This is a genomic window from Janthinobacterium sp. EB271-G4-3-2, assembly GCF_020858035.1.
GTDB classification, from domain to species: Bacteria; Pseudomonadota; Gammaproteobacteria; order Burkholderiales; family Burkholderiaceae_D; genus Janthinobacterium; species Janthinobacterium aestuarii.
The window spans coordinates 377,406-401,774 of sequence record NZ_JACYMG010000002.1 but is presented as its reverse complement, the minus strand read 5'-3'; the positions used below and the strand labels follow the sequence as shown (position 1 = coordinate 401,774).

The 24,369-nt window shown below is 63.7% G+C and carries 21 protein-coding genes; 11 read left to right on the top strand and 10 right to left on the bottom strand.

Features of this window, described 5'->3' with window-relative positions:
• The first annotated feature begins 228 nt into the window (after window positions 1–228).
• Window positions 229–2,460, top strand: coding sequence for a TonB-dependent receptor (locus tag IGS55_RS06930; RefSeq protein ID WP_230515627.1), 2,232 nt, complete (start codon window positions 229–231; stop codon window positions 2,458–2,460).
• Window positions 2,461–2,536: 76 nt separating this feature from the next.
• On the opposite strand, the gene gluQRS is transcribed toward IGS55_RS06930, so the two are convergent.
• The 8 genes from gluQRS to IGS55_RS06890 all read right to left on the bottom strand — a co-directional run bounded on the left by gluQRS (window position 2,537) and on the right by IGS55_RS06890 (window position 8,993).
• Window positions 2,537–3,463 (bottom strand): tRNA glutamyl-Q(34) synthetase GluQRS, encoded by a 927-nt coding sequence (gluQRS, locus tag IGS55_RS06925; protein WP_230515626.1) that lies wholly within the window; start codon window positions 3,461–3,463, stop codon window positions 2,537–2,539.
• Between the two features lie 103 nt (window positions 3,464–3,566).
• Window positions 3,567–3,779 carry a hypothetical protein gene (locus tag IGS55_RS06920; RefSeq protein ID WP_230515625.1) on the bottom strand — a complete coding sequence of 71 codons (213 nt, stop codon included), beginning with the start codon at window positions 3,777–3,779 and terminating at the stop codon, window positions 3,567–3,569.
• A gap of 41 nt (window positions 3,780–3,820) precedes the next feature.
• On the bottom strand, window positions 3,821–3,973 hold the full coding sequence (locus tag IGS55_RS06915; RefSeq protein ID WP_230515624.1) for a hypothetical protein: 153 nt from the start codon (window positions 3,971–3,973) through the stop codon (window positions 3,821–3,823).
• 137 nt (window positions 3,974–4,110) lie between these two features.
• Window positions 4,111–4,773, bottom strand: coding sequence for a type VI secretion system Vgr family protein (locus IGS55_RS06910; protein WP_230515623.1), 663 nt, complete (start codon window positions 4,771–4,773; stop codon window positions 4,111–4,113).
• A gap of 77 nt (window positions 4,774–4,850) precedes the next feature.
• Entirely contained in the window at window positions 4,851–5,891 is a 1,041-nt protein-coding gene (gene tssG / locus IGS55_RS06905) for a type VI secretion system baseplate subunit TssG (protein WP_230515622.1), read from the bottom strand.
• Window positions 5,855–7,708, bottom strand: a complete 1,854-nt coding sequence (gene tssF, locus IGS55_RS06900) for a type VI secretion system baseplate subunit TssF (RefSeq protein WP_230515621.1) — start codon at window positions 7,706–7,708, stop codon at window positions 5,855–5,857. Before tssF ends, tssG begins: the two co-directional genes overlap by 37 nt.
• A gap of 78 nt (window positions 7,709–7,786) precedes the next feature.
• Window positions 7,787–8,650, bottom strand: a complete 864-nt coding sequence (locus tag IGS55_RS06895; RefSeq protein WP_442908146.1) for an outer envelope protein — start codon at window positions 8,648–8,650, stop codon at window positions 7,787–7,789.
• Window positions 8,651–8,801: 151 nt separating this feature from the next.
• Complete coding sequence (locus tag IGS55_RS06890; protein ID WP_230515620.1) at window positions 8,802–8,993, bottom strand: hypothetical protein; 192 nt, start codon at window positions 8,991–8,993, stop codon at window positions 8,802–8,804.
• A 44-nt stretch (window positions 8,994–9,037) separates the two neighbouring features.
• On the opposite strand from IGS55_RS06890, the gene IGS55_RS06885 reads away from it, so the two are divergent.
• The 6 genes from IGS55_RS06885 to IGS55_RS06860 all read left to right on the top strand — a co-directional run bounded on the left by IGS55_RS06885 (window position 9,038) and on the right by IGS55_RS06860 (window position 16,353).
• Window positions 9,038–10,552 carry an ABC transporter ATP-binding protein gene (locus IGS55_RS06885; RefSeq protein WP_230515619.1) on the top strand — a complete coding sequence of 505 codons (1,515 nt, stop codon included), beginning with the start codon at window positions 9,038–9,040 and terminating at the stop codon, window positions 10,550–10,552.
• Window positions 10,545–11,621, top strand: coding sequence for an ABC transporter permease (locus IGS55_RS06880; RefSeq protein ID WP_230515618.1), 1,077 nt, complete (start codon window positions 10,545–10,547; stop codon window positions 11,619–11,621). Before IGS55_RS06885 ends, IGS55_RS06880 begins: the two co-directional genes overlap by 8 nt.
• Window positions 11,614–12,543, top strand: a complete 930-nt coding sequence (locus IGS55_RS06875; RefSeq protein ID WP_230515617.1) for an ABC transporter permease — start codon at window positions 11,614–11,616, stop codon at window positions 12,541–12,543. The genes IGS55_RS06880 and IGS55_RS06875 overlap by 8 nt, the downstream gene beginning before the upstream one ends.
• Before the next feature lie 21 nt (window positions 12,544–12,564).
• Window positions 12,565–13,650 (top strand): BMP family ABC transporter substrate-binding protein, encoded by a 1,086-nt coding sequence (locus IGS55_RS06870; protein ID WP_230515616.1) that lies wholly within the window; start codon window positions 12,565–12,567, stop codon window positions 13,648–13,650.
• 116 nt (window positions 13,651–13,766) lie between these two features.
• Window positions 13,767–14,603 (top strand): HDOD domain-containing protein, encoded by an 837-nt coding sequence (locus IGS55_RS06865; RefSeq protein ID WP_230515615.1) that lies wholly within the window; start codon window positions 13,767–13,769, stop codon window positions 14,601–14,603.
• A 136-nt stretch (window positions 14,604–14,739) separates the two neighbouring features.
• Entirely contained in the window at window positions 14,740–16,353 is a 1,614-nt protein-coding gene (locus IGS55_RS06860) for a M28 family peptidase (RefSeq protein ID WP_230515614.1), read from the top strand.
• 170 nt (window positions 16,354–16,523) lie between these two features.
• Here the strand turns inward: IGS55_RS06860 and IGS55_RS06855 are convergent, their stop codons facing one another.
• Complete coding sequence (locus IGS55_RS06855) at window positions 16,524–17,738, bottom strand: MFS transporter (protein ID WP_230515613.1); 1,215 nt, start codon at window positions 17,736–17,738, stop codon at window positions 16,524–16,526.
• A gap of 143 nt (window positions 17,739–17,881) precedes the next feature.
• On the bottom strand, window positions 17,882–18,877 hold the full coding sequence (locus IGS55_RS06850; RefSeq protein WP_230515612.1) for an LLM class flavin-dependent oxidoreductase: 996 nt from the start codon (window positions 18,875–18,877) through the stop codon (window positions 17,882–17,884).
• A gap of 260 nt (window positions 18,878–19,137) precedes the next feature.
• Here IGS55_RS06850 and galT point away from each other — a divergent pair, with 260 nt between their 5' ends.
• From galT to IGS55_RS06830, 4 genes are all read left to right on the top strand, one after another.
• Window positions 19,138–20,241, top strand: a complete 1,104-nt coding sequence (gene galT / locus IGS55_RS06845) for a galactose-1-phosphate uridylyltransferase (RefSeq protein ID WP_230515611.1) — start codon at window positions 19,138–19,140, stop codon at window positions 20,239–20,241.
• Window positions 20,238–21,344 (top strand): peptidase M24, encoded by a 1,107-nt coding sequence (locus IGS55_RS06840; protein WP_230515610.1) that lies wholly within the window; start codon window positions 20,238–20,240, stop codon window positions 21,342–21,344. The genes galT and IGS55_RS06840 overlap by 4 nt, the downstream gene beginning before the upstream one ends.
• A complete protein-coding gene (gene galK / locus IGS55_RS06835) occupies window positions 21,341–22,408 on the top strand; it encodes a galactokinase (RefSeq protein WP_230515609.1) in 1,068 nt (355 codons plus the stop codon). The genes IGS55_RS06840 and galK overlap by 4 nt, the downstream gene beginning before the upstream one ends.
• A 177-nt stretch (window positions 22,409–22,585) precedes the next feature.
• A complete protein-coding gene (locus tag IGS55_RS06830) occupies window positions 22,586–24,325 on the top strand; it encodes a glycoside hydrolase family 2 TIM barrel-domain containing protein (RefSeq protein WP_230515767.1) in 1,740 nt (579 codons plus the stop codon).
• The last annotated feature ends 44 nt before the right edge of the window (window positions 24,326–24,369 follow it).

Sequence of the window (24,369 nt, the reverse complement as noted above, 5' to 3'; positions counted from 1 at the left end):
CTTACTTAAAAGTTGGTGTTCATCAGACATCCCAGAGATGCGGCCGGAACCGCTGTCAACTTGAGTGACAGCCAGGACAGAGCCAGTGACGCCGAGAGCGGGGGAACATCCGCTCGCGCTGCTGCACCGTGATGGTGCAAACGATGGTCCAGCGCCGTATATAACCCGGAGACAGGTTGCAAGAAAGACAGATTTCGCAATTCTTTTTTTAAACTTCTGGGAAACCACATGATCAAGATGTCCAAGATGCACAAGCGTTTGTGCGCCAAAAGCGCCGCAATGCTGGCACTGTCCGCTGCCTTGCCTATCGGCTCGGCTTACGCTGATGAAGTCGCTGCTGATACGGCCCCTGCCGCCAGCCAGCTGGAAACCGTGACCGTCACGGCACAGCGCCGCAAGGAAAATATCCGCGACGTGCCCGTCTCCGTGTCGCTGCTGCGCGACGAGAAGCTCGACGTGCTGGTGTCCAGCGGTCAGGATATCCGCGTGCTGGCCGGCAAAGTGCCGAGCCTGAACGTGGAATCGTCGAACGGCCGTACCTTCCCCCGCTTCTACATCCGCGGCTATGGCAATACCGACTTCAACATCTTCGCATCGCAACCTGTTTCCCTGATTTACGATGATGTCGTGCAAGAAAATCCCATCCTCAAGGGCTATCCGATTTTCGACGTGGCTGGCGTGGAAGTGCTGCGCGGCCCGCAAGGCACTTTGTTCGGCCGCAATACGCCGGCCGGCGTGGTCAAGTTCGAATCCGTCAAGCCGAAGCTGGACAAGATTGAAGGCTATTACAACGTTTCGGCCGCCACGCACAAGACGACCAACTTCGACGGCGCCGTCAACGTGCCGCTGAGCAAAGAATGGGCGCTGCGCTTCTCGACCCTGCGCCAGCACCGCGACGATTACGTCGACAATACCTTTACGGGCCAGAAAGACGCGCTGGACGGCTACAACGAACATGCGGAACGCGTGCAATTGCTGTACGCACCGAACACCACGTTCAACGCCCTGTTCAATGTGCACCAGCGCAACACCACGGGCAGCGCGCGCGTCTTCTACGCCAACATGATCAAGCAGGGCACGAACGACATCGTCGACGGTTTCGACCCGAACAAGTCGTTTACGAATGCGCCGAATTTCCAGCGCCTGCGCACCAACGGCGCCAGCGCCCGCCTGAGCTGGGACCTGGACGGCGTCAAGTTGTATTCGATCACCGGCTTTGAACAGGTCGGCAATTACGTGTCGCATGGCGACATCGACGGCGGCACGCCGGCGGGTCCCGGCTTCATTCCTTTCCAGGTTGAAACGGCCGGCGGCATCACCAGCGTGAAGCAATACTCGCAGGAATTCCGCGCCGAATCGAAGAATGCCGGTCCCTTGAACTGGCAGGCTGGCGTGTACTACTTCAATGAAAACGCCAACGGTTTCACCGACAATTTCGATAGCAACACGCATGCGCTGACCACGCACCTGGCCAGCCGCCAGAAGAACTCGGCCTGGGCTACCTTCGGTTCCGTCAACTACGCCGTCAACGATGACCTCATGCTGCGCGCCGGTTTGCGCTACACCAAGGACAAGAAGGATTTCGACACGGTGGAAGCGACCAACATCGTGCAGGTCAACCCGACCAGCGCCGATGTCAGCAAAGCCAAGGTCAACTGGGACTTGAGCGGCACCTATAAATACAACAAGGACGTGAACTTCTACGCGCGTATCGCCACCGGTTTCCGCGCGCCTAGTATCGCCCCGGCCAGCACCAGCGTGCCTGTCACCGTGGCCGATGCGGAAACGATTACCTCGTACGAAGCGGGTATCAAGGCCGACCTGTTCAACCGCCGCGCCCGCGTCGCGTTCAGCGTGTATGACTACCAGGTGAAAAACCAGCAGCTGACGGTGGTGGGCGGCACGTCGAACATCACGCGCCTGATCAATGCGGCCAAGACGAACGGCCGCGGCGCGGAACTGGAACTGGAAGGTTTTGTCACGCCGAGCCTGAAGATGTCCCTGGGCGGCAGCTACAACTTCACGGAAATCAAGGACCCGAGCCTGTCGATCGCTACCTGCGCCCAAACGCGTTGCACCGTGACCGATTCGCTGACCACTGGCAACCGTGCCATCATCGACGGCAATCCATTGCCGCAAGCGCCGAAGTGGACGATCACCGCCACGGGCCGTTATTCGATCCCGATGGAAAACGGCGAATTCTTCGTCTTCACGGACTGGGCTTACCGCAGCAAGATCAATTTCTTCCTGTATGAGGCAACCGAGTTCACCGGCAAGCCGATGGTCGAGGGCGGCTTGCGCGTGGGTTACACCTGGGATGCCGGCAAGTATGAAGTGGCCGCGTTTGGCCGCAACATCACCGACACCCAGCGTATCACGGGCGCCATCGACTTCAACAACCGTACGGGTTTCATCAATGAGCCACGTCAGTTTGGGGTGCAATTTAAAGGCAACTTCTAATTGCCTGATGCCTGGCGCCAGCCCTTGCGGCTGACGCCTGCTTTAACCCGCCCGGCTCGCGCCGCGGCGGGTTTTTTTATGCCCGCTCGGGAAGGCGCGCCAGTCGCTGCGCCCAGGCGGGCACGGCTTGCCGCCAGAAGTCCTCCACGTTGTCGGTGCGCACGTCGAGGCCGAGGAAGCGGGCAGCCGGCAGCAGTGCCGACGCCAGCAGTTCTGCCGCATCGGTGCCCGTATCGAAGGCGAGGGCGCCCGTCTGTTTCGACAGTTTCTCGCCGCTGTCATTGGTGACGACGGGCACGTGCAAAAAGCCGGGATGGGGCAAGCCCAGCACATCCTGCAGATACAGCTGGCGCGGCGTGGAATCGAGCAGATCCGCGCCGCGCACCACCTGCGTGATGCCCTGCGCGCCATCGTCGACCACCACGGCCAGTTGATACGCCCAAAAACCGTCGCCGCGCAGCACGATGAAGTCGCCCACCTCGCTGGTGAGGTCTTGCCGCTGTGGACCAGCCCAGCGGTCGGTAAAACCGTACCCGGCTTGCGGCCCCTGCGGCACGCGCAGCCGCCAGGCCCGCGCGGCCTTGCCCGGCGCCAGGCCATGGCGGCACGTGCCCGGATACACTGCGGCGCCGCTCTTGGGCGCACCCGCCTGCAGTACCGAATCCTGAATCTCCTTGCGCGAACAGCCGCACGCGTACACGAGGCCATCGTCCTGTAACTGTTTCAGCGCCGCCTCGTACAGCGGCAGCCTGCGGCTCTGCCACGTCGCCTCGCCATCCCAGTGCATGCCGCAGCGCTGCAGGCTGGCCAGGATCGCCAGATCGGCGCCCTCGACATTGCGGTCGTAGTCCAGATCCTCGATACGCAGCAGCCACGTGCCCTGATGCACCTTGGCATCGAGATAGCTGGCCATGGCGGCTACGAGCGAGCCCATGTGCAGGGGACCGGAGGGGGAGGGGGCGAAGCGGCCGATGTAGGGGGCGGTGGAGAAAGAGCGGTTCATTCGTGCTGACGCAAGCAGCTACACAGGTAGCTGCACTTGCGGAATTGGCTATGGTTGGCGCAAGTATCGGGGAGCGAACGAGGCGTGTCAAATAGGTGACAGATTAGTTGATCAGCAAATACTCTATTTTATTGAAAATCTCCGCTATCTCTTCTTTGCAATAATGTGGGTCATTTAATTCGCGCCATTGAATTCCATTTAATTTTTTGTTTTCCCCATGAAATTTATCTCTGAAACTAACTACAATGCTTCCATTGTTTGGCCAGTTATTGTTGCTTATGCTTTCTAGTATATTTCCTTGTTCAATCTCATTCATTAGTGCTGTCATTATATTTTTCGGCATATGCTCTAGATGATTTACCCATTCGAATTTTTTATTTTTTTTATTGCTTCAATATTTTTTTTATTTTCCTCAATTATTTCTTCTTCGCTCCATGAATCAGGATATATGAAATCGTATGTGGGATTTTCTTTAGTTCCGTTGTTTTTCCAATATTTTTTGTCTTTCATTTTAATTTATATCTTTCTTCTTATGCCAGGAGTAAGACTACCTATGTCTGATGGGGAAACGTAATATTGTGTTGCACCACCGCTACCAAATTGTGTATTTGCTTTTGCCATTCCTTTTGCTACGCAAATATCTTTGTTTACCGGAATGGCATGGCGTTCGATGCGCCATCGATGGGCTTGCTGCTGGTGCTGTCGTCGCCCAGCCACAAGGTGTGGCCGTCAAAGCGATGTTCGTAGCGGTAGTGCCAGCCCAGTTGCTCCCAGTGGCGGTGCAGCAGGTTGTGGTCGCTCTCGTTGTGCTGGCAGGTGTAGGTGATCGCGGGGTCGGCTCCGCTGGCGGCCAGCTTGTAGTCGCGCATCAGGTAGTCATCGAAGACCTGGTCCGTCAGCGCCGCCACCGTCAAGCCGTGGAAGGCGACGTTGTTTTGCCGCAAGTGCAGGTGCGACAGCCACGGTTCCAGCACCATTTCATAAAACGCGAAGCCGCCGTCCGTGCGCAGGAAGCGGAACTCGAAGACATAGCCATTGAAGTAGCGCAGGGTGCCGTCTTCGCGCACCAGTTCGATGGTCACCATCTTGCCCATGACTTTGTCGAGGGCGATGGCGGCGTCGTCGGACAGCACTTCCACCACATAGGAAAAGTCGCGCGACAGACTTTCGCTGGCGGCCAGGCTGTTGGCGAGGAACTGGATGCCGGCGGGACTATCGCCATGCGGAAAGCGCAGGCGCAGCAGGCGCTGGCCCTGCATGTCGCCCGCTAATGCCGTCCATGCCGCTGTCGTATCGGGGAACTGGCTCATCGCGCGTCGCTTTATGGTAGAGATAGTTTGCCGACTGTAGCAATCGCGAACACAAGTGTGTTGCGCAGCCGCAAGTTTTAATCGTTGAGTGAGGGCATCAATTGCATGGCGTACTCCATGTCATCGCGGTGGCGCGGCGGAGCTGCACTGCCGAGGAAGCTGTTGCAGCCGAGCCCGCCTTGCTGCGGGGCCGTCAAGGCCACGCCCCGCACCTCGCTGGCGTGCAGCACCAGCACGATGTCGTAGCGCACGAGCGGCTGGCCGAACAGCGTCAGCATATGCCGCAGTGCCTCGCTGGCGGGGCCGCGCGGCAGGAAGCTGGCGTGCTGCTGCGCCGTGAGCGGACCGAGGCGCAGGCGCACGGCCAGGTCGGGGCGGCGGCAGCGCTTGCCGACGATGGCGCGCTGGCCCAGCACGGCGTTTTCCCCGCCCAGCGCCGTCTGTTCGCGCGGCGGCAGGGCGTCCATGACACCGGTCGCCTCGTCGATGTGGCAGGGCACGCCAAAGTGCGCGCCGAGAATGCGCGCCATGACGATGGACGAGATGTTGCGCTGCTGGAGCAGGCCGCTGTACAGGCCGGCTGCCGCCTCGTCCTGTTGCGGGCGGCACGCGGCCAGGGCCAGCAGGCGCGACAGGAAGTCCCCGCTGTGGCCGGCCTGCTCGATGCGGTATTTTTGCCAGGCCTGGTAAAACAGGGCTACGGCGCGGCTGGAAAACAGGTCGAGAAAGGCGCGCGGGCCGGTGTTGCGTTCGCTGTATTGGTGCGCGGCAATGCGTTCCGAATAGTGGCTGGGCAAGCTTCCCTGGCAACCCAGCAGGCCCATGAAGGCGGGCGTGAGGTGGATGTGCTGGCCTTGGCCGGACAGCAGTGCTTGCAGCAGGGAATCCGCATCGTCGGCGCCGCCGGTTGTGAGCGCCTCGACCTGGCTGGCGGGAAATCGCAGCGAGACGCTATTGTCGAAGCGTATGAGCTTTGCCAGCGCCGTGTGCTCGTCGATGCCGTGTTCGGCCAGCCAGGCCAGCAGCAGGCGCAGGGCCTGGAAGCACTCGAAGCGCTGCGGCGCATCGAGCAATTGCTGGATCACGCTGGCGTGGCGTCGGCGCTGCGTTCCGGGCATCGTATCAGTTCCTCGCCGCTGCGGTGCGACAGCAGCGTCAGTTGGCTAAAGCAGTTGAGCTGGCTGTTCAGGGCGAAATAGCGTTGCAGCACCTGGGCAAAAATATAGATGCTGTTGCCGACGAAGGCTTGCTCGTCGATGCCCACACGGATGGCGATGCCGGGCATCAAGGTGGGAAACGGCACGGTGGGCATCCACGCACGCGTACTGCCGTGTTCGAGTGTGACGATGCCCTGGATCAGGCGTTGCGTGGTGGGCGAGCGCGGCAGGTCGTACAGGCCCAGCATTTTCTGGAATTCGCCCAGGCCCGCTTGCGTCAGGCTGGAATAGTTGAGCGACAGGTGCGCAATCAGCCGCCAGTGCGTGTCCGCCAGAAAACGCACGCTGGGCGTGGGCTTGCGCAGGAAACGCGCGGGGATGCCGTCGGGCACGTCTTCGGCCAGCAGGTCGCCGCCGGGCAAGCCGTAGTGCAACTGCGTGGGCAAGTCGCGGTTGCTGCACAGCAGCTGCGTCGAGACGGTGGCACACGCCGCGCTGCCCGGTGAAAACTGCGGGTCGATCAGGCTCAACCGCGTTTCATGGCCGGGACTGATAGCCGCCACGGCTTCGTCGCGGCGCGCCAGCCAGTACTGTCCATGCTCTTGGCCATGCTCCGCCTGTGCACCTTGCAGCGAGGCATACAGCGGCAAGAAGGTGCTCTGGCGCTCGCCGGCCTCGTCCTTGCGCACGAGGGTGACGGTCTCGATGCTGTGGACGTCATAGGCAAACGCATGCGTGGCATCGGCCACCAGGGCGTAGTCGGGCTCGGTATGCGTGAGGCGGATCGGCACGCCGGACTTGGCAAACAGGTTGACGACAGGCGTGCAGCCAGGCAGCAGGTTGTCGCGGCTGACGCCGGACAACAGCCGCGCTTCGTGGCTGTCGCTGCGCACGCCCTTGAGCGGCAGGTGCAAGGTGAACTGGCGGCACTGTTTCGGCAGCAAGGGCGCCAGCAGGGACCAGGCGATATCGATGAAATGGAATTTTTCCGGAAACGCGAAATATTCGGTCAGCAGGCGCAGGGCCGGGTGCGAGCGGGCGGAAATGGGGATCAGCGCGTCGCCGTCCGCATAGCCGGCCGGCGCCAGCGGCGCGCCATCGACGGCTTGCCATGGGCCGTGTTCGTCGAGCGCCACGTACGCGCCCGCGCCGTGCAGGAACAGGGCGTCGAGCAGGGCCGCGCGCACCGATGGTTCGCCATCGGCAAACAGGCGCAGGCTGGCAAAGCCGGCCTGGTCAAGGTGGTAGTTGTCGCTGCCGCTGGTGAACTGAATGCTGAGCAAGGCGCTGGCGCCATCGGGCAGGGGCAGGCCGGGCGGGGCGTCGATGATCGGTGAAAAGTGCAGGCGGGAAATGGCCAGCGGCGCCAGGGTCACGTCGTATGCGCTCGTGAATTTGCAAGCCACGCCCTGCACCGGCTGCGAGCGCAGCACCGTGCCGCGCGCAATATGCACCACCTGGGCCAGCTGGCTGCCGCCCGGCGCTTCGTCGGCGGCGATGCGCACGATGGAGCACGATGGAAAAGGCCGCAGGTAGTGCGGGTACAGGGTTTCGAGCAGGGAATGGGTAAATTGCGGATAGGCGTCGTCGAGGCGCTTGGCGACCCTGGCAGTGAGCAGGGCAACGGACTGGATCAGGCGCTCGACGTGCGGGTCTTCGCACGTCTCGCCGGCGATCAGCAGGCGCCCGGCCGCCTTCGGATAGCGGCTGGAAAACTCGCGCGTGTACTGGCGGAACAAGCCCAGCTCGCGCTCGTAATACGGTAATAGTTGTTCCACGGTCGCGCTCTCCGCCAGCAGGAAAGCTTCATGCTGGCATCAGGCGCGACCGTGAGTGTTGATGCGTAACAATGTATTTTAGAAATGATACTCCGCACGTATCATCGGCGTCCTCGCCGTCTGGCCCACGTTGCCCGTGGTGGCGGGCGAGTTGCCGAATTTGTTCTTCCAGTACTGGTATTCCAGGCCCACGCGGAAGGTGTTCTTGGCGCTGCCCAGGGCCGCGCCCACGTCGAACATCACTTGCATGTCGATGTTCGTTTCCACCGCCGTGTCACGGCCCACTTCATCCTTGCCTTTTGAATCGATGAGGTTGAAGAAGCCTTCGAACGAGAACAGCGGCGACAGGGGGATGCCCCAGGCGCCCGTCAGCATGGCGTGCGTTTTATACGTGTAGCGGCCCGTCACTTGCGAGATGGGCGGGAAGGCGCCGCTGGGGGCGTTGCTTTCGCGCAGCAACAGCAGGCTGGTGTTGAAGAAGCCGGGCACGTCCCACATCAGGGTCGGGCCGGCCACGAGCATGCGCTTGCGCGAGTTGTAGCCGACGTCGTTCTTGGTGTTGACGTCGAAGCCCAGTGTGACGCCGACGCCGCGCACGGGGCCGAACTTGATGTCGCTGCCGCGCACCTTGCCGATGTCGATGGTGTTGCGGTAGACCAGATAGGCCTCTTGCGCGCCGGACGTTTTGCCCAGTGCGCCAGGGTCCTTGCTGTCGGACATGAGGAAATCGAGGTTGACGAAATTGCTGCCGTATTTGTAGCCGCTGGCGTGCGTGATGGCGAAGATGTTTTTCTTGATGTCGTCCGGATTGAACGGCTCGCGGTAGTCGTTGCCGGCGCGCCAGCTCAGCGCGGTATCGCTCCATTCGGCAGCCTGGGCGGTCGCGCCCGCGCCGAGGGTGGTAGTGAGGCAGAGCAACAGACACGGTAGGGTTTTTGGCACTTTCGGCTCCTGATGGTGTGAGAAAACGGGAACGGGGATAGCAGGGTGCGTAGTGCGCACGAAGCGTTGCGATGAGGAAAATTGCGCACCGTTCAATCGATGATGCGAGAAGCGCCGCGTCGGGCGATATGTCTTGTCTGCATACTTACTATCAGTTCTTGCATATAATCATCGCACCTTCCCGCCCTTGCGGGGCAAGGCGGCCGCTGTAAAGCTGATAATTTTTTTCAAAATTGTATACAGGTGTTGTTTTTTTGCGGAAATAGAAATGCACGCCGCCGCGCTCGCCCCCCAAGCGCCGCGGATGCCGATACGATAGAGACAGAGTGTTGATTTTTTTCACCGATCGACATCCCGCATACCACGCAGCGAGGCACGAAAAAAACAATGACGGCACGCCTGGAACTCCTCGATATCAGCAAGCGCTATCCGGCCGTGGTGGCCAATGACGGCATCTGTCTCACCGTCGCGCCCGGGCAAATCCATGCCGTGCTCGGCGAAAACGGCGCCGGCAAATCGACCCTGATGAAAATCATCTACGGCGCCGTGCAGCCTGATGGCGGCCGCATCCTGTGGAATGGCCGCGAAGTCGGGATCGCCAACCCATCGGCTGCGCGCGCGCTCGGCATCGCCATGGTGTTCCAGCACTTTTCCCTGTTCGACACCTTGACCGTGACGGAAAACATCGCCCTCGGTTTGCCAGCCGGCACCAACATGGCGGAACTGGCGCAGCGCATCGAAGACACGGCGCGCCAGTACGGCCTGGACCTGGAGCCGCAGCGCCACGTCCACACCTTGTCCGTCGGCGAATGCCAGCGTGTGGAAATCGTGCGTGCCTTGCTGGCCAAGCCGCAACTGCTGATCCTTGACGAGCCGACGTCCGTGCTGACGCCGGGCGCCGTGGAAAAACTGTTTGGCACCTTGCGCCAGCTGGCGGCCGAAGGCTGCAGCATCCTGTACATCAGCCACAAGCTCGACGAGATCCGCGCCCTGTGCCATACGTGCACGGTGGTGCGCGCCGGCAAGAACGCGGGCGTGTGCGATCCGTCGCAAGAGTCGGCTGCCAGCCTGTCGCGCATGATGATCGGCGCCGAACCGCCGGCAGTCACGCGCGTGGCGCGCAGGCCCGGTGCGGCCATGCTGAGCGTCAGGGGCCTGAACTTGCCGAAGAGCCACCCGTTTGCCACCGAGTTGACGAATATCCATTTCGACGTGCGCGCGGGCGAGATCGTCGGCATCGCGGGCGTGTCCGGCAATGGCCAGCAGGAATTGCTGGCCGCCCTGTCGGGCGAGGACATGCGCGCCCCCGCCGACAGCATCGTGCTGAATGGCACGCCGGCGGGACGCTTGCCGCCGGGACGCCGGCGGGCCCTGGGCTTCGGCTTCGTGCCCGAGGAAAGGCTGGGACGCGGTGCCGTGCCCGACATGGCGCTGGCCGACAACGTTTTATTGAGCTTGCAGACCCCGGCCACCATCCGCCACGGCTTCGTGCGTCATACCGTCATCGCGCAGCGGGCGGCCGCCATCATCGCCCGTTTCCAGGTGAAGGCAGGCGGGCCGCAGGCGCTGGCGCGCAGCCTGTCGGGCGGCAACTTGCAGAAATACATAGTCGGACGCGAAGTCATGCGCGAACCCACGGTGCTGGTGGTGGCGCAGCCGACCTGGGGCGTGGACGTGGGCGCGGCCGCGCAAATCCGCGCCGAATTGCTGGCGCTGCGCGACGCCGGTTGCGCGCTGCTGGTTGTATCGGAGGAACTCGATGAATTGTTCGACATCAGCGACCGCTTGCTGGTGATGGCGAAGGGAAAGATTTCGCCATCGCTGGACGTGGGCGAGGCCAGCGTGGCGCAGGTGGGTCAGTGGATGAGCGGGCTGTGGCCGCAGGAGGCAGCCCATGGCTAAATTTGCCTTGCGCCTGGAAGCCCGGCCCGCGCCATCGCGGCTGATGTCGTGGCTGTCACCCGTGCTGGCCGTGCTGCTCACTGTGCTGTGCGGCGCTTTGCTGTTTATTGCGCTGGGACACGATCCGCTGGCGGGACTGGCCGTCTTCTTTATCGAACCCTTGCGCGACGCACACGGCTGGTCCGAGCTGGGTATTAAAGTCGCGCCTTTGCTGCTGATCGCCGTCGGCCTGGCCATCTGCTTTCGCGCCAACATCTATAACATCGGCGCGGAAGGGCAGTTGACCCTGGGCGCCATCTGCGGCGGCGCGGCCGCCCTGTACCTCGACGATGGCGTCGGTGGCGCGGCCATCATCGGCGTGTCTCTGCTGGCCGGCATGGCGGGCGGCATGGCGTGGGCGGGCCTGGTGGCGTGGCTGCGCGACCGCTACAACGCCAGCGAAATCCTCGTCTCGCTGATGCTCGTCTACATCGCGCAATTGCTGCTCAGCTATCTCGTGTATGGCGTGCTGCGCGACCCGGAAGGATTCAACTTCCCCCAGTCGAAACTGCTGTCGGACGGCTTGCTGTTGCCGATGGTGATCAGCGACACGCGCTTGCACGTGGGTATCGTCTTCGCCTTGCTGGCCTCCTTGGGCGGCTGGCTGTACCTGTCCAGAAGCATTGCCGGCTTTCGCCTGCGCGTAGGCGGCATGGCGCCCGCCGCCGCGCGCTATGCGGGCTTTTCCTCGCGCAAGACCTTGTGGTCATCCTTGCTGATTTGCGGCGCCCTGTCCGGCCTGGCGGGCGCCTGCGAAGTGCTGGGCCCGATGGGGCAGTTGACGCCCACGGTCTCGCCCGGCTACGGCTTTGCCGCCATCATCGTCGCCTTCGTCGGGCGCTTGCATCCCGTGGGTGTGATTTTTTCCAGCTTCGTCATGGCCCTGTTTTATATCGGTGGCGAACTGGCGCAGTCGCGCCTCGGTTTGCCCAGCGCGATCACGGGCGTGTTCCAGGGCATCTTGCTGTTCGCCTTGCTCGCTTGCGACGTGCTGATCCAATACAAACTGCGCTGGAGAAAACATGGATAACCTGCTGCTGACCATCGCGCCATTGATCGCCGCCAGCATCAATGCGGGCACGCCGCTGATGCTGGCCGCGCTCGGTTTATTGGTGAACGAAAAAGCGGGCGTGGTGAACCTGGGCGCGGAAGGCATGATGCTGGTCTCCGCCATCACGGGCTTTGCCGTGGCTGTCAACACGGGCAGTCCCACCCTGGGCTTTCTCGCGGGAGCAGGGGCCAGCATGCTGCTGTCCGGTTTCTTTGCCTGGCTGACCGTGTGGCTGGGCACGAACCAGTATGCGACGGGGCTGGCCTTGTCGCTGTTCGGCGCCGGCGCGTCCACGTATATCGGCTTGAAGTACGTGGGCAACAGCTTGCAGAACGGCCGCTTCGGCATCCCTGTATTGGAAGACATTCCCGTGCTGGGCCCGGCCCTGTTCCGCCAGCATCCGATGGTGTATCTGTCCTTGCTGCTGTGCCTGGCCATCGCCTGGTTTTTGTACCGCACGCGGGCGGGCCTCGTGCTGCGCGCCGTGGGCGAGTCGCCCGCGTCCGCGCATGCGCTCGGCTACCCCGTGCGCCGCATCCGCCTGGCGGCCGTGCTGTTCGGCGGCGCCTGCTGCGGTCTGGCCGGCGCCTTCCTGTCGCTCGTCTACACGCCGCTGTGGGTCGAGGGCATGGTGGCGGGGCGGGGCTGGATCGCGCTGGCGCTGACCACGTTTGCCACCTGGCGTCCCGCGCGCGTGGTGGGCGGCGCCTATTTGTTCGGCGGCATCACGATATTGACGTTCCACGCGCAGGCGCTGGGTGTGCCCATCGCCTCGCAGCTGCTGTCGATGCTGCCGTATGTGGCGGCCATCGTCGTGCTCGTGCTCATTTCCAGCAATGCCAATTACATCAAGCTCAACATGCCCGCTTCACTGGGGAAAAATTTCAATCCCGGAAATTAATCACTGACCACAAGGAAAACCATGTCCAAGAAACTGTTATGCGCCGCCGTTTGCAGTGCTGCGCTGATGTCTTCCATGCCCGCCATGGCCGCCGCGCCCGCTGCCGCTCCGCTGAATGTCGGCTTCGTGTATATCAGCCCCATCGGCGACGCGGGCTGGACCACCCAGCACGATCAGGCGCGCAAGGAAATGGAAAAGGCGCTGGGCGGCAAGATCACCACCAAGTACGTGGAAAACGTGCCGGAGAGCGCCGATGCGGAACGGGTGATCCGCGACCTGGCGCAGACGGGGAGCAAGCTGGTCATCACGACCTCGTTCGGCTACATGAATCCCACCTTGAAAGTGGCGAAACAATTTCCTAATGTGAAGTTCATTCATTTGACGGGCTACAAGACGGCCGTCAACGTGGCCAACACGAATGCCCGTTTCTACGAGGGCCGCTACCTGGCCGGCGTGTTGGCCGGCAAGATGAGCAAGTCCCATGTGGCCGGCTACGTGGCGGCGTTTCCCATCCCGGAAGTGTTGCAGGGAGTTAACGCTTTCACGCGCGGCATGCGCAGCGTCGACCCGAAGGCGGAAGTGAAAGTGGTGTGGGTCAATAGCTGGTTCGACCCGGGCAAGGAACGCGACGCGGCCATCACCCTGATCGGCCAGGGCGCCGACGTGGTCACCCACCACACGGACTCGACGGCCGTGGTGCAGGCGGCCGAAGAGAAGGGCAAGTATGCGATCGCCTACCACTCGGACATGAAAAAATACGGGCCGAAGGCGCAGCTGGCTGCCGTCACCCACCACTGGGGCGACTACTATACGAAGCAGGCGCAGGCCGTGCTGGACGGCACGTGGAAGTCCAGCAGCACCTGGGGCGGCATCAAGGATGGCATGGTCAAGCTGGAAGGCATCAATGCCGCCGTGCCGGCCGACGTGAAACAGTTCGTATTGGCGCGTGAGAAAGAGTTGGTAGCTGGCAAGCTCAATCCCTTCAGCGCGCCGATCAAGGACAACGATGGCAAGGTGCGCCTGGACAAAGGCGTGCTGGACGATGCGGCGCTGACGAAGATGGATTATTTTGTCGAAGGCGTGGCAGGGAAAGTTTCCGGAAAGTAATAGGTTTGCGTATAAACTTGCTGTAATATTGCCGGAAACGGGAGCCGGGCCGGGGAGCGCATTCCCGGCCCATCCACATAGCAGAGCCTGCACAGGCCCGTACCGGAGATTGACCCATGGACAGACTGGAAGTATTCAAGATTATCGCGCTGCAAGCGAGCAAGGGCGAGCTGACGTTCCCCGCCAACGTCAAGGCCACCTTGAAGCTGCAGGAAGCGCTGGACGACCCCGATTGCCATATCGAAGCGGCCGCCCGCATGGTCATGGCCGAGCCGCTGCTGTCGGCCCGGGTCGTGGCATTGGCCAACTCGGCCGCCTACAACCGTTCCGGCAATGAAATCGCCAATGTGCGCGCGGCCGTTTCGCGCCTGGGCTTTGCCACCCTGAAATCGATGGTGGCGTCCGTCATCGTGCGCCAGCTGGGCAGCCAGATCACGGACCCGCAATTGCGCGCCAAGGCGGCCCGGCTGTGGGAACACACGGCCCATGTGGCCGCGCTGAGCCAGGTGATCGCCAGGAAAGTCACGCACGTGGACGTGGAAACGGCCATGTTCGCCGCCATCGTGCACGAAGTGGGCGGTTTTTATCTGCTGTCGCGCGCCGAGGAATATCCGGGTTTGCTGGACGACAATACGGAAGACTGGATCGAATACGGCGAAAAGCTGATCGGCCGCGGCGTGCTGCGCCAGCTGCAAGTACCGGACCTGGTCTTGCAAGCCGTGGAAGGCATGTGGCACGGCGGCAGCACGTTCCCGCCCCGCACCTTGGGCGCGACCCTGGTGCTGGCCAACGATCTGTCGCCCGTCGGCTCGCCCCTGCACCCGCCGGAAAGCGCCGAGCGGCGCCTGGCCGCTGCGAAGATCGACTTCGGCATCGGCGGCAGCACCCTGCACACGATACTTGAGGAATCGGCGGAAGAGATCGAATCCCTGGCGGCCGCCCTGCTGGTCTGAGCGTTCGTCCTGAAACATCCCCGCCCTTGCCGCGGGGATTTTTTTCGTCCGCATTTTGCTGCGCCTGCCCCATCGCATACAATCTTCGGCCCGGCTATCCGCCGTACCGCTTTCCTCCTCTTACCCAAAGGATCTTATGCAGAAGCTGTTTTCTTCCCTCGCCTTGACCGCGCTGGCGTTTTCCGCCCAGGCCGCCACCGGATTGCCCGTGGTGCAGGAAGCGCCCTTGCGCGCACATCTGGCCTTCCTGTCCAACGACTTATTGGAAGGCCGCGGCACGGGCCAGCGCGGCGCCGACCTGACGGTGGCTTATTTGGAAACCCAGGCGCAGATGGCCGGACTGCAACCCGTGCGCGGCAACAGTTACCGCCAGAGCGTGCAAATCGCCGGCGTGAAATCCTTGCCACAAGATAGCAGCCTGCAGGCGGTGGCGGACGGCAAGGCCGTGTCGCTGGCCTTCGGTCCGGACTGGGTCTGGGCCACGGGCGACTCCGTTGCCGCGCACACGTTCGACGCACCGCTGGTGTTCGTCGGCTACGGCATCACGGCGCCGGAAGAGGGTTGGAACGATTTCAAGGGCGCCGATGTCAAAAACAAGATCGTTGTCATGATGGTCAACGACCCGCAGCCGACCGCGCTTGATCCGAACCGTTTCGCCGGCAAGGCGCTCACGTATTACGGCCGCTGGACCTACAAATTCGAGGAAGCCAGGCGCCAGGGCGCGGCTGGCGTCTTGCTGATCCACACGAAACCGTCGGCCTCGTACGACTGGAGCGTGGTGCGGAACAGCTGGAGCGGCAGCGAACGTTTTCAACTGGCGGACCGCACGGCCGGCACGCCCTTGCAGGGCTGGATCGCGGAAGACGCGGCGCGCCGCTTGTTTGCGGCCGGCGGCCAGGACCTGGACGCCTTGCGCGCCCAGGCGGAAAGCAGGGACTTCAAGGCCGTCGCATTGAACGCCAAGTTGTCGGGCGAGATGAAGTCCATCGTGCGCAAGGTGGAGCAATTCAACATCGCCGGCATGGTGCCGGGCACCGACCCGGCATTGAAGGATGAAGCCGTCATCTACAGCGGCCACTGGGATCACCTGGGCAAGCAGGGAGATACTGGCGATACCATCTACAACGGCGCCGTTGACAATGCCTCGGGCACGGCCGGCTTGCTGGCCATGGCGCAGGAAGCCGTGAAAAAGCCTGCGAAGCGCACGCAGATATTCCTGTGGGTGGCGGCCGAGGAACAAGGCTTGCTGGGCAGCGCAGCGTATGCGGCCAATCCGCTGTGGCCGTTGAACAAGACGGCGGCCGCGCTGAATCTGGACAGCCTGAACTTTGTTGGAGCTACGCACGACATCGGCGCGCAAGGCAGCGAGCGCACGGAGCTGGGGGCCATGGCCGCCACAGTGGCGAAATCCATGGGCATGCACATCGCGCAAGCGCGTCCCGACCTGGCCGGCGGCTACTTCCGCAGCGACCATTTCAGCTTCGCCAAGGCGGGCGTACCCGCGTTTTCCATCAATGGCGGACGCGAGTACATCAAGGACGTGGAAAAGTCGAAAGCCAAGGCGGCCGCCTATGGCCCCCGCTACCATCAAGTGACCGATGAGTACGATGCCGGCTGGGATTTGTCGGGCATGACGCAGCAGGCGCAATTCACCTTGAACCTGGGGCAAGCCGTCGCCAACGCGGCGAAGATGCCGGTCTGGAAGGCGGGCGATGCGTTCGGCAAGGCGCGCGGGCCGGCCGCGAAATAAGACGTGGTCTGTGCAAACAACGTTGTCGGATTACGCGCGGCCTCGCCGCACCTCGGCGGCCCCGCTAATCCGACCTACGCTTGTTCGCTTGGCGCAAGTGCGTAGGTCGGGTTAGCGCGCCAGCGCGTAACCCGACAACATTGTTGGCGCCGCAGCCCCGCAGTGCCGGATCAAGCCGTCCGTTCCAGCCTGCGCTGCGTGTGCCGGTACTTGCTCCACACCAGCAGCATCAAGAGCGGCATGGCGCCGCCCACCATGCACAGGGCGGGCCAGCCGCCGGCGGCAAAGCTGGCGCTGGCCAGGGCCGAGCCGGCCGATGCGCCGATGAAGCCGCCCGCGATGAACACGGTGGTCACCCTTGCGCGCGCATGCGGCGCCAGTTTATAGATGATGGACTGGTGCGTCACTTGCAGGCCCATCACGCCCATGTCCAGCAGCACGATACCGATCAGCAATAGCACCAGCGAGTGGGCGCCAAAGCCGATCAAGGCCCAGCCCGCGATCGAGGCGACGGCCAGCAGCCAGGTGGCCTGGCGCGCATAGCCGCGGTCGGCCATGCGGCCGGCCGTGTTGGCGGCAAACGCGCCCGTCGCGCCCGCCAGGCCGAACAGGCCGATCTGCATTTCCGAATAGTGATAGGGTTCGCCGCTGAGCAAAAAGGTCAGGCCCGTCCAGAACACGCTGAAAGTGCCCAGGCCCAGGCCCGAGAACAGGGCGCGCTGGCGCAGCAACGGTTCCTGGCGGATGATGTCGGCCAAGGAGGCCATCAGCTTGCCGTATTGCAGCTTGCCCCGTGGCGCCTCGTTCGGCAGGATGCGGCGCAGCATGACGAGCAGGGCGGCCACGACGATGGCGGCCAGCACGTAGACGGTGCGCCAGCCGCCGCTGATCTGCGACACCGTGCCGGAGACGGTACGCGCCAGCAAGATGCCCAGCAACAAGCCCGTCATGACGGTGCCCACCATGCGGCCCCGGCTGTGGTCGGGCGCATACGAGGCCACCATGGCCGTGACCACCATCAAGGCACTGGACGTGATGCCCATCAGCACGCTGGCGATGGCAAAGACGATAATGTTCTGGCTGGTGGCGGCCAGCAGCAGGGCGGCTATCTTGGCGATCAGCATCCACGTCAGCAGCTTGCGGCGGTTCAGCACGTCACTGAGGGGCACCAGGAAGACGATGCCCAGCACATAGCCGATCTGCGTGGCCGTGACCAGGTAGCCCGCTTGCGGCACGCTGACGCCAAACGAGGCGGCCAGCATGGAGGTGAGCGGCTGCACATAGTAGAGGCTGGCGACGAGCACGCCGGCGGACAGGGCGAACAGCAGGATGCGGGTCGACGTCAGCAGGGCGCTGGCATCGACATTCGATGATGCGGATTTCATGCGATACAACTTTCTTAGTGATGCTTTTGGATAAGCATGATAGCGGGGCTGCGCATTTCTTGCCGGACAGGCAAAAAAAATCCCGGCGATCGTTGCCGACGGCCGGGAAAAGGGTATATGGGGATATACCGAGGGAGGAAAGTTTACTGCTGCGCAAGCTCCGCATGCACCTGCGCCGTGATTTCATACGAGCGCAGCCGGTGCTGGTGCTCGAAGATCTGCGAAGTGATCATCAGTTCGTCGGCACCCGTTTCGGCAATGAAGGCGGCCATTTTCGCCTTGACGGTGTCCGGCGCGCCGATGGCCGTGCAGGACAGGACGGAGTCGAGCATGGCGCGTTCCTGCGGACCCAATTGCTCCAGGTAGCCGGGCACGGGCGGTTGCAGACGCGACGGGCGGCCCGTGCGCAGGTTGACGAACGCTTGCTGCATCGACGTGGCGCGCAAGTGCGCCTCGGCATCCGTATCGGCGGCAAAGACGTTAAAGCCCAGCATCACGTACGGTTTCGCCAATTGTTTTGACGGCTTGAAATGTTCGCGGTAATAGGCCACGGCTTGCAGCATCATTTGCGGCGCGAAGTGCGAGGCGAATGCATACGGCAAGCCCAGGTGGGCGGCCAGCTGGGCGCCGAACAGGCTCGAGCCGAGTATCCACACGGGCACTTTCGCGCCCTTGCCGGGCACGGCCAGCACGCGCTGGCGCGGCTCGTCGGACATATAGTCGATCAATTCCAGCACGTCCTGCGGGAATTGTTCCGCATCGGACTGCAGGTCGCGGCGCAGGGCGCGCGCCGTCGTCTGGTCGGAGCCGGGCGCGCGGCCCAGGCCCAGGTCGATGCGGCCCGGATGCAGCGCTTCCAGGGTGCCGAACTGTTCCGCGATGACGAGCGGCGAGTGGTTCGGCAGCATCACGCCGCCCGCGCCCACGCGGATGGTTGTCGTGCCGGCCGCCACATGGGCGATGACGACGGCCGTGGCGGCGCTGGCGATGCCGGGCATGCCGTGGTGTTCGGCCAGCCAGTAGCGGTTGTAGCCCCAGCGTTCGCCGTGCTGCGCCAGGTCGAGCGTGTTCTTGAACGACTGGCTGGCGTCGCTGCCTTCGGCGATGGGGGCCAGGTCGAGTATGGAAAATGGAATCATGGTAGCGATATCGGGACGTGGTGGAAAATCACAATGGACGATTTGTCTATCCCCTGACGACAATAGGGTCGGCCTTGAAAGCGGCTGGGGTGACAGGCTGTGCACATGATAATGCGAATCGGGAATTTGCGTACTGATCGGTAAAAAACTCGTGCCGGTCGGGATCGGTAATGCTTGAACTGGCGGAGTCGCCGCAAACTCTGGAACTTTCCTTGCCAGCCCCAGTCTTAAGAATTCGTGCCTTAAGATTGTGAAACATCATGTATTGCGAGCAACTCGTCAAACCCGACGGGCGCCAGCTGACCCTTTACAGTAGGCGTCCCATCGTTGTCGCTGGCGTTGCACCGAGCCCTTTCCCCTTGCCGCAGGAAGCCAATCCGCACCTGCGCTGGCATCCTTTGCGCGGCGAGTGGGTCGCGTACGCGGCCTATCGCCAGGGCCGCACCTTTCTCCCTCCGGCGGAGTACAACCCGCTGGCGCCCACGCGCGATCCCGCGCATCCGACGGAGTTGCCTGCCGGCGACTACGATATCGCCGTCTTTGACAACCGCTTTCCCACCCTGGCGCTGAGTGCCCACGACCCGCCCGACCTGACGGTCGCCACGGCGCCCGCCAGCGGCCAGTGCGAAGTGGTGGTGTTCGCCCAGGATGCCGGCGCCTCGCTGGGCACCTTGCCCGTCAGTCACATCGTCTTGCTGCTGCAAGCGTGGGCCGGGCGCACGCAAGAACTTGCCAAGCGGCCCGGCATCGCCTACGTGCTGCCGTTCGAAAACCGTGGCGCGGAAGTGGGCGTGACCCTGCACCATCCGCACGGGCAGATCTACGCCTATCCGTTTATTCCGCCCGTGCCGGCGCGCATGCTGGAGCAGGAACGCGCCTATCTTGCCGGCCATGGCCAGGCCCTGCTGGTGGACATGGCGCGGCGCGAAGCCGATGGCGGCGCGCGTCTGCTGTACCTGGGGCCGGAAGCCATCGCTTTTGTTCCCGCCTGCGCCCGCTACCCGTATGAAGCGTGGGTGATGCCGCGGCGGCAGACGGACAGCTTTGCGGCCTTGTCGGTGGAGCAGCGCGAGGACCTGGCGCGCGCCCTGAAAACAGTCCTGCTGAAATACGACGGCCTGTGGCAGCGCGCCATGCCTTACCTGATGGCCTGGTACCAGGCGCCGCCAGACGGCCGCGCGCATCCGGAAACCCAGCTGCACGCACAGTTTTATCCGCCGTACCGCACGCGCGAACGGCTCAAATACCTGGCCGGCACCGAGCTGGCCGCCGGCATGTACGCCATGGATGCCTTGCCCGAAGAGTCGGCGCGGCAGCTGCAGCAGGTCGCCGTGGCATGGGAGAGGGCAGAGGAAATCGCATGAACTGGAATGTCGAACTGGAAATTGCACATAAGCTGGCGCAGATGCGCGGCTGGCTGGAACAGGAGCGGGCCGGCGCGGTGCGCTTGCGGGGCGTGGACTGGTTCGCCTGGGCCACGGCAGGCGGGGCGGGCAGCCCCTGCCAGACGGCCGAGTACGGCTGTGCCGAAGTGCTCGTCACGCGCGACGCGGCCTACATCCTGACGGATGTGGCCGAGGCGCAGCGGCTGCGTCAGGAAGAAGTGCGCGGCAGTTGGACTTGGCAGGTGACGCCGTGGATGCAGCCGCGGCTGGCCGAATTGCGCGAGCATTTCGTGCAGCATGCGGCGGGTGGGCGGCCCGTGCTGTGCGACCGGCCCGGCCTGCAAGAACGCTGCTTGCCCGTTGCCCTGCGCGAGGAGCGCCTGCCCCTGCTGGCGCCGGAACAGGCGCGCTACCGCGAAGTGGGGCGGCTGGCCGCCGCAGCCGCCAGCGAAGCGCTGCGCGCCGCGCGTCCCGACTGGAGCGAGCAGGACCTGGCTGGCGCCTGCGCCCGTGCCTTGTGGTCGCGCGGCCTGCACGCCGTGTACGTGCTGGCGGCGGGCGCCGAGCGCTTCGAGCGCTACCGGCGCGCGCCACCGGCCGCGTCGCCGCTGGGCGAGCGTGCCGTGCTGGCGTTGTGCGCGCAAGCTTACGGCCTGTGTGCCAGCCTGAGCCGCCAGCGCCGCTTCCGCCCCGCGCGCGACGGCATCGGTGAAGCGGACGCGGCCATCCTGGCGCTGGAAGCGGTGGCGCTCGACGCCTGCGTGGCGGGGCATGCGCTGAGCATGGTGTATCACGCGCTCGACAGCGCCTATGCGTATGCGGGCCAGCCCGATACGGTGCAGGAATTCCGGCAGGGCGGCATCGCCGGCTACCGCGCGCCTGAGGTGGCCGCCGGCGCGCACACGGAAATTGCCCTGAAGGACGGCATGGCCCTGGCTTTCCATCCCAGTTTGCCCGGCAGCATGGTGGAAGACACTTTCCTGCTCAGCGGCGGGCGCCTGCACAACCTGACTTGCGACCCGGACTGGCCGGTCACTTCCGTGGAGGGACGGCTGCGTCCGCTGACCCTGGAGTTGCCATGATCACCCCCGACGCGTATTTCGGCACCGTCCCCGTGGTGGCGGCCTCGGCGCCCGGGAGGGTCAACCTGCTGGGCGAGCACACGGACTACAACGATGGCTACATGCTGCCGTGCGCCACGCCGCAGCGCACGCGCGTGATGCTGGCGCTGGCCGCCGACGGCCACCATCAGTTCTATTCCGCGACCCTTGACGAACTCGTGCGTTTCGAGCGCCAGTGCGCCGCGCCGCCCGGTTTCGGCCGCTACCTGGAAGGCTGCATCCGCCTGCTTGAGGAGCGCGGCGTCGTCGTGCCGGCCGTGCGCGGCCATATCGATTCGGACGTGCCGCCGGGCGCCGGCCTGTCGAGCAGCGCGGCGCTGGAGATCGCCATGCTGCGCGCGCTGCGCCAGTTGCTGGGGTTGCAGATTGACGACGTGTCGCTGGCCCTGATGGGGCAGCAGGCGGAAATCCGCTACGCGCAAGTCAATTGCGGCGTGATGGACCAGATGGCGTCGAGCCTGGCCGACGAGCGCCACATGCTGCTGCTCGATGCGCGCACCCTGCGCCATGAACTGCTGGCGCTGCCCCACGACAGCGAGGTGCTGGTCATCGACAGCGGCGTGCCGCGCACCCTGGCCGGCAGCGCGTACAACGTGCGGCGCGCCGAGTGCGAACAGGCGGCGCGCCTGCTGGGCGTGGCGGCGCTGCGCGACGTGCGCGAGCCGTCCGTGGTGGAAGGCTTGCCCGAGCCGTACCGCCGCCGCGCGCGCCACGTGGTCAGCGAAAACTTGCGCGTGCTGCAAGCGTGCGGCCAGCATGGTCCCGTGCTTTTCGGCCAACTGATGGCGCAGTCGCACGCCAGCCTGCGCGACGACTACGAGGTGTCGCTGCCGGTGCTCGATACGCTGGCGGCGCTGCTGTCGGCGCAGTCCGCCGTGTATGGCGCGCGCCTGACGGGCGCCGGTTTTGGCGGCGCCTGTGTGGCCCTGTGCCGCAAGCAGTGCGCGGCCAGTACGGGGCGCACCGTGGTGCAGCGCTTTAACGCCGATGGACACAGCGCACGCATGGTGGTTCCCTTGAATTGAGCGTGGTTTGATCTTGCTCATGCGTGACAAAGCAAGCCTCTTTCTTTGGAACTTGCTCAGTGCCGCATGCCTCCAACAGGCATGCTCAATGACCATATTTCCCCATCCGATACCGATGATGGCCAGGCCGGGACCGCCCTGCCTGACGCGGGCGGCTTCGCGTATCCCCGCCCGCAGATGGTGCGCGAAAACTGGCAATCGTTGAACGGCGCCTGGCGTTTCACCTTCGACAATGAGCGGCGCTACCGGCTGCCCGATGGCGGCATCGACTGGACGCACGACATCATCGTGCCGTTTCCGCCGGAATCGCAGGCCAGTGGTGTGGGCGACCGTGGTTTTCACCGCGTCTGCTGGTACCAGCGCGAATTTTTGCTGCAGCCGGGCGGCCCGTGCGTGCTGCTGCATTTCGGCGCCGTCGACTACCATGCGAAGGTATGGCTGAACGGACACGTGGTGGCCGACCACGAAGGCGGGCATACGCCGTTTGTCGCCAACATCAGCCATGCGCTGCTGTCCGACGGGCCGCAAGTGCTGACGGTGCGCGTCGAGGACGATCCGCACGACCTGGCCAAGCCGCGCGGCAAGCAGGACTGGCAGCTGCTGCCCCATTCCATCTGGTATCCGCGCACCACGGGCATCTGGCAAAGCGTGTGGATCGAGCGCGTGGCGGCCACCTATGTCGGCAAGCTGCGCTGGACGCCCGTGTTCGAGGGCTACGAGATCGGCTGCGACGTGTTCGCCACGGGCGACTTGCAGGACGACCTCACGGTGGCCGTGCGCATCTGGCATGGCGACAACCTGCTGGCCGACGACCAGTACAAGCTGATCGAAAACGAAGCGAGCCGCAAGATCGCCCTGTCCGACCCCGGCATCGACGATTCGCGCAACGAACTGCTGTGGAGTCCGGAACGGCCAATTCTGCTCGATGCGGAAGTGACCTTGTGGCATGGCGACGCGCTGCTCGATACCGTCAAGTCGTACACGGCGCTGCGCTCGGTGGCCATCAACCGCGACCGCTTCATGCTCAATGGCCGGCCGTATCCGCTGCGCCTCGTGCTCGACCAGGGCTACTGGCCCGACACCCTGCTGGCGGCGCCTTCCGATGCGGCCTTGCGGCACGACGTGGAGCTGGCCAAGGCCATGGGTTTCAACGGCGTGCGCAAGCACCAGAAGATCGAGGACCCGCGCTACCTGTACTGGGCCGACCGCCTGGGCTTGCTGGTGTGGGAAGAAATGCCATCGACGTACCGCTTTTCCAGCAAGGCCATCACGCGCATGGTGCGCGAATGGACGGACGTGATCGAACGCGACTACAGCCATCCTTGCATTCTCGTCTGGGTGCCGTTCAACGAATCGTGGGGCGTGCCCAACCTGACGGCCATCCAGGCCCACCGCAACGCCGTCGAAGCGCTGTACCACCTGACGCGCACGCTCGACCCCACGCGACCCGTGATCGGCAACGACGGCTGGGAGGCGTCGGCCACGGACATCCTCGGCATCCACGATTACGACTGCGATCCGGAACGACTGCAGGCGCGCTATGCGATCAGCGATTCGGCCCGCACCACCTTGTTCGACCAGCGCCGCCCGGGCGGACGCATTCTCACGCTCGACGGCTTTCCGCACCGGGGCCAGCCCATCGTACTCACGGAATTTGGCGGCATCGCCTTTGACCGGGAGCAGAGCGAATCGGCGGAAACCTGGGGCTATGCGCGCGTGGGCAACGAGGCGGCTTTTCTCGATATTTACCGGCGCCTGATGAACGTCGTCAATACGGCGCAGATGTTCAGCGGTTTTTGCTACACGCAGTTTGCCGACACCTTCCAGGAAACCAATGGTCTGCTGACGGCGGACCGAACGCCGAAGGCCGCGCTGGAGCTGCTCAGCGCGGCCACCCGCAATATCCGGCTCAATTGACCGCGAGCCGGGCCCGGCAAGTTTCATCTGGTTCATCACATCAA

Bases quoted from the DNA above. Each gene is read 5' to 3' on its own strand.
- IGS55_RS06860 (WP_230515614.1), top strand. From the start codon at position 14,740: ATGCAGAAGCTGTTTTCTTCCCTCGCCTTGACCGCGCTGGCGTTTTCC.
- IGS55_RS06910 (WP_230515623.1), bottom strand. From the start codon at position 4,773: ATGAGCCAGTTCCCCGATACGACAGCGGCATGGACGGCATTAGCGGGC.
- gluQRS (WP_230515626.1), bottom strand. From the start codon at position 3,463: ATGAACCGCTCTTTCTCCACCGCCCCCTACATCGGCCGCTTCGCCCCC.
- IGS55_RS06855 (WP_230515613.1), bottom strand. From the start codon at position 17,738: ATGAAATCCGCATCATCGAATGTCGATGCCAGCGCCCTGCTGACGTCG.
- IGS55_RS06920 (WP_230515625.1), bottom strand. From the start codon at position 3,779: ATGAATGAGATTGAACAAGGAAATATACTAGAAAGCATAAGCAACAAT.
- IGS55_RS06885 (WP_230515619.1), top strand. From the start codon at position 9,038: ATGACGGCACGCCTGGAACTCCTCGATATCAGCAAGCGCTATCCGGCC.
- IGS55_RS06865 (WP_230515615.1), top strand. From the start codon at position 13,767: ATGGACAGACTGGAAGTATTCAAGATTATCGCGCTGCAAGCGAGCAAG.
- IGS55_RS06870 (WP_230515616.1), top strand. From the start codon at position 12,565: ATGTCCAAGAAACTGTTATGCGCCGCCGTTTGCAGTGCTGCGCTGATG.
- IGS55_RS06830 (WP_230515767.1), top strand. From the start codon at position 22,586: ATGGTGCGCGAAAACTGGCAATCGTTGAACGGCGCCTGGCGTTTCACC.
- IGS55_RS06930 (WP_230515627.1), top strand. From the start codon at position 229: ATGATCAAGATGTCCAAGATGCACAAGCGTTTGTGCGCCAAAAGCGCC.
- IGS55_RS06850 (WP_230515612.1), bottom strand. From the start codon at position 18,877: ATGATTCCATTTTCCATACTCGACCTGGCCCCCATCGCCGAAGGCAGC.
- IGS55_RS06880 (WP_230515618.1), top strand. From the start codon at position 10,545: ATGGCTAAATTTGCCTTGCGCCTGGAAGCCCGGCCCGCGCCATCGCGG.
- tssG (WP_230515622.1), bottom strand. From the start codon at position 5,891: ATGCCCGGAACGCAGCGCCGACGCCACGCCAGCGTGATCCAGCAATTG.
- IGS55_RS06915 (WP_230515624.1), bottom strand. From the start codon at position 3,973: ATGAAAGACAAAAAATATTGGAAAAACAACGGAACTAAAGAAAATCCC.
- IGS55_RS06840 (WP_230515610.1), top strand. From the start codon at position 20,238: ATGAACTGGAATGTCGAACTGGAAATTGCACATAAGCTGGCGCAGATG.
- galK (WP_230515609.1), top strand. From the start codon at position 21,341: ATGATCACCCCCGACGCGTATTTCGGCACCGTCCCCGTGGTGGCGGCC.
- IGS55_RS06875 (WP_230515617.1), top strand. From the start codon at position 11,614: ATGGATAACCTGCTGCTGACCATCGCGCCATTGATCGCCGCCAGCATC.
- galT (WP_230515611.1), top strand. From the start codon at position 19,138: ATGTATTGCGAGCAACTCGTCAAACCCGACGGGCGCCAGCTGACCCTT.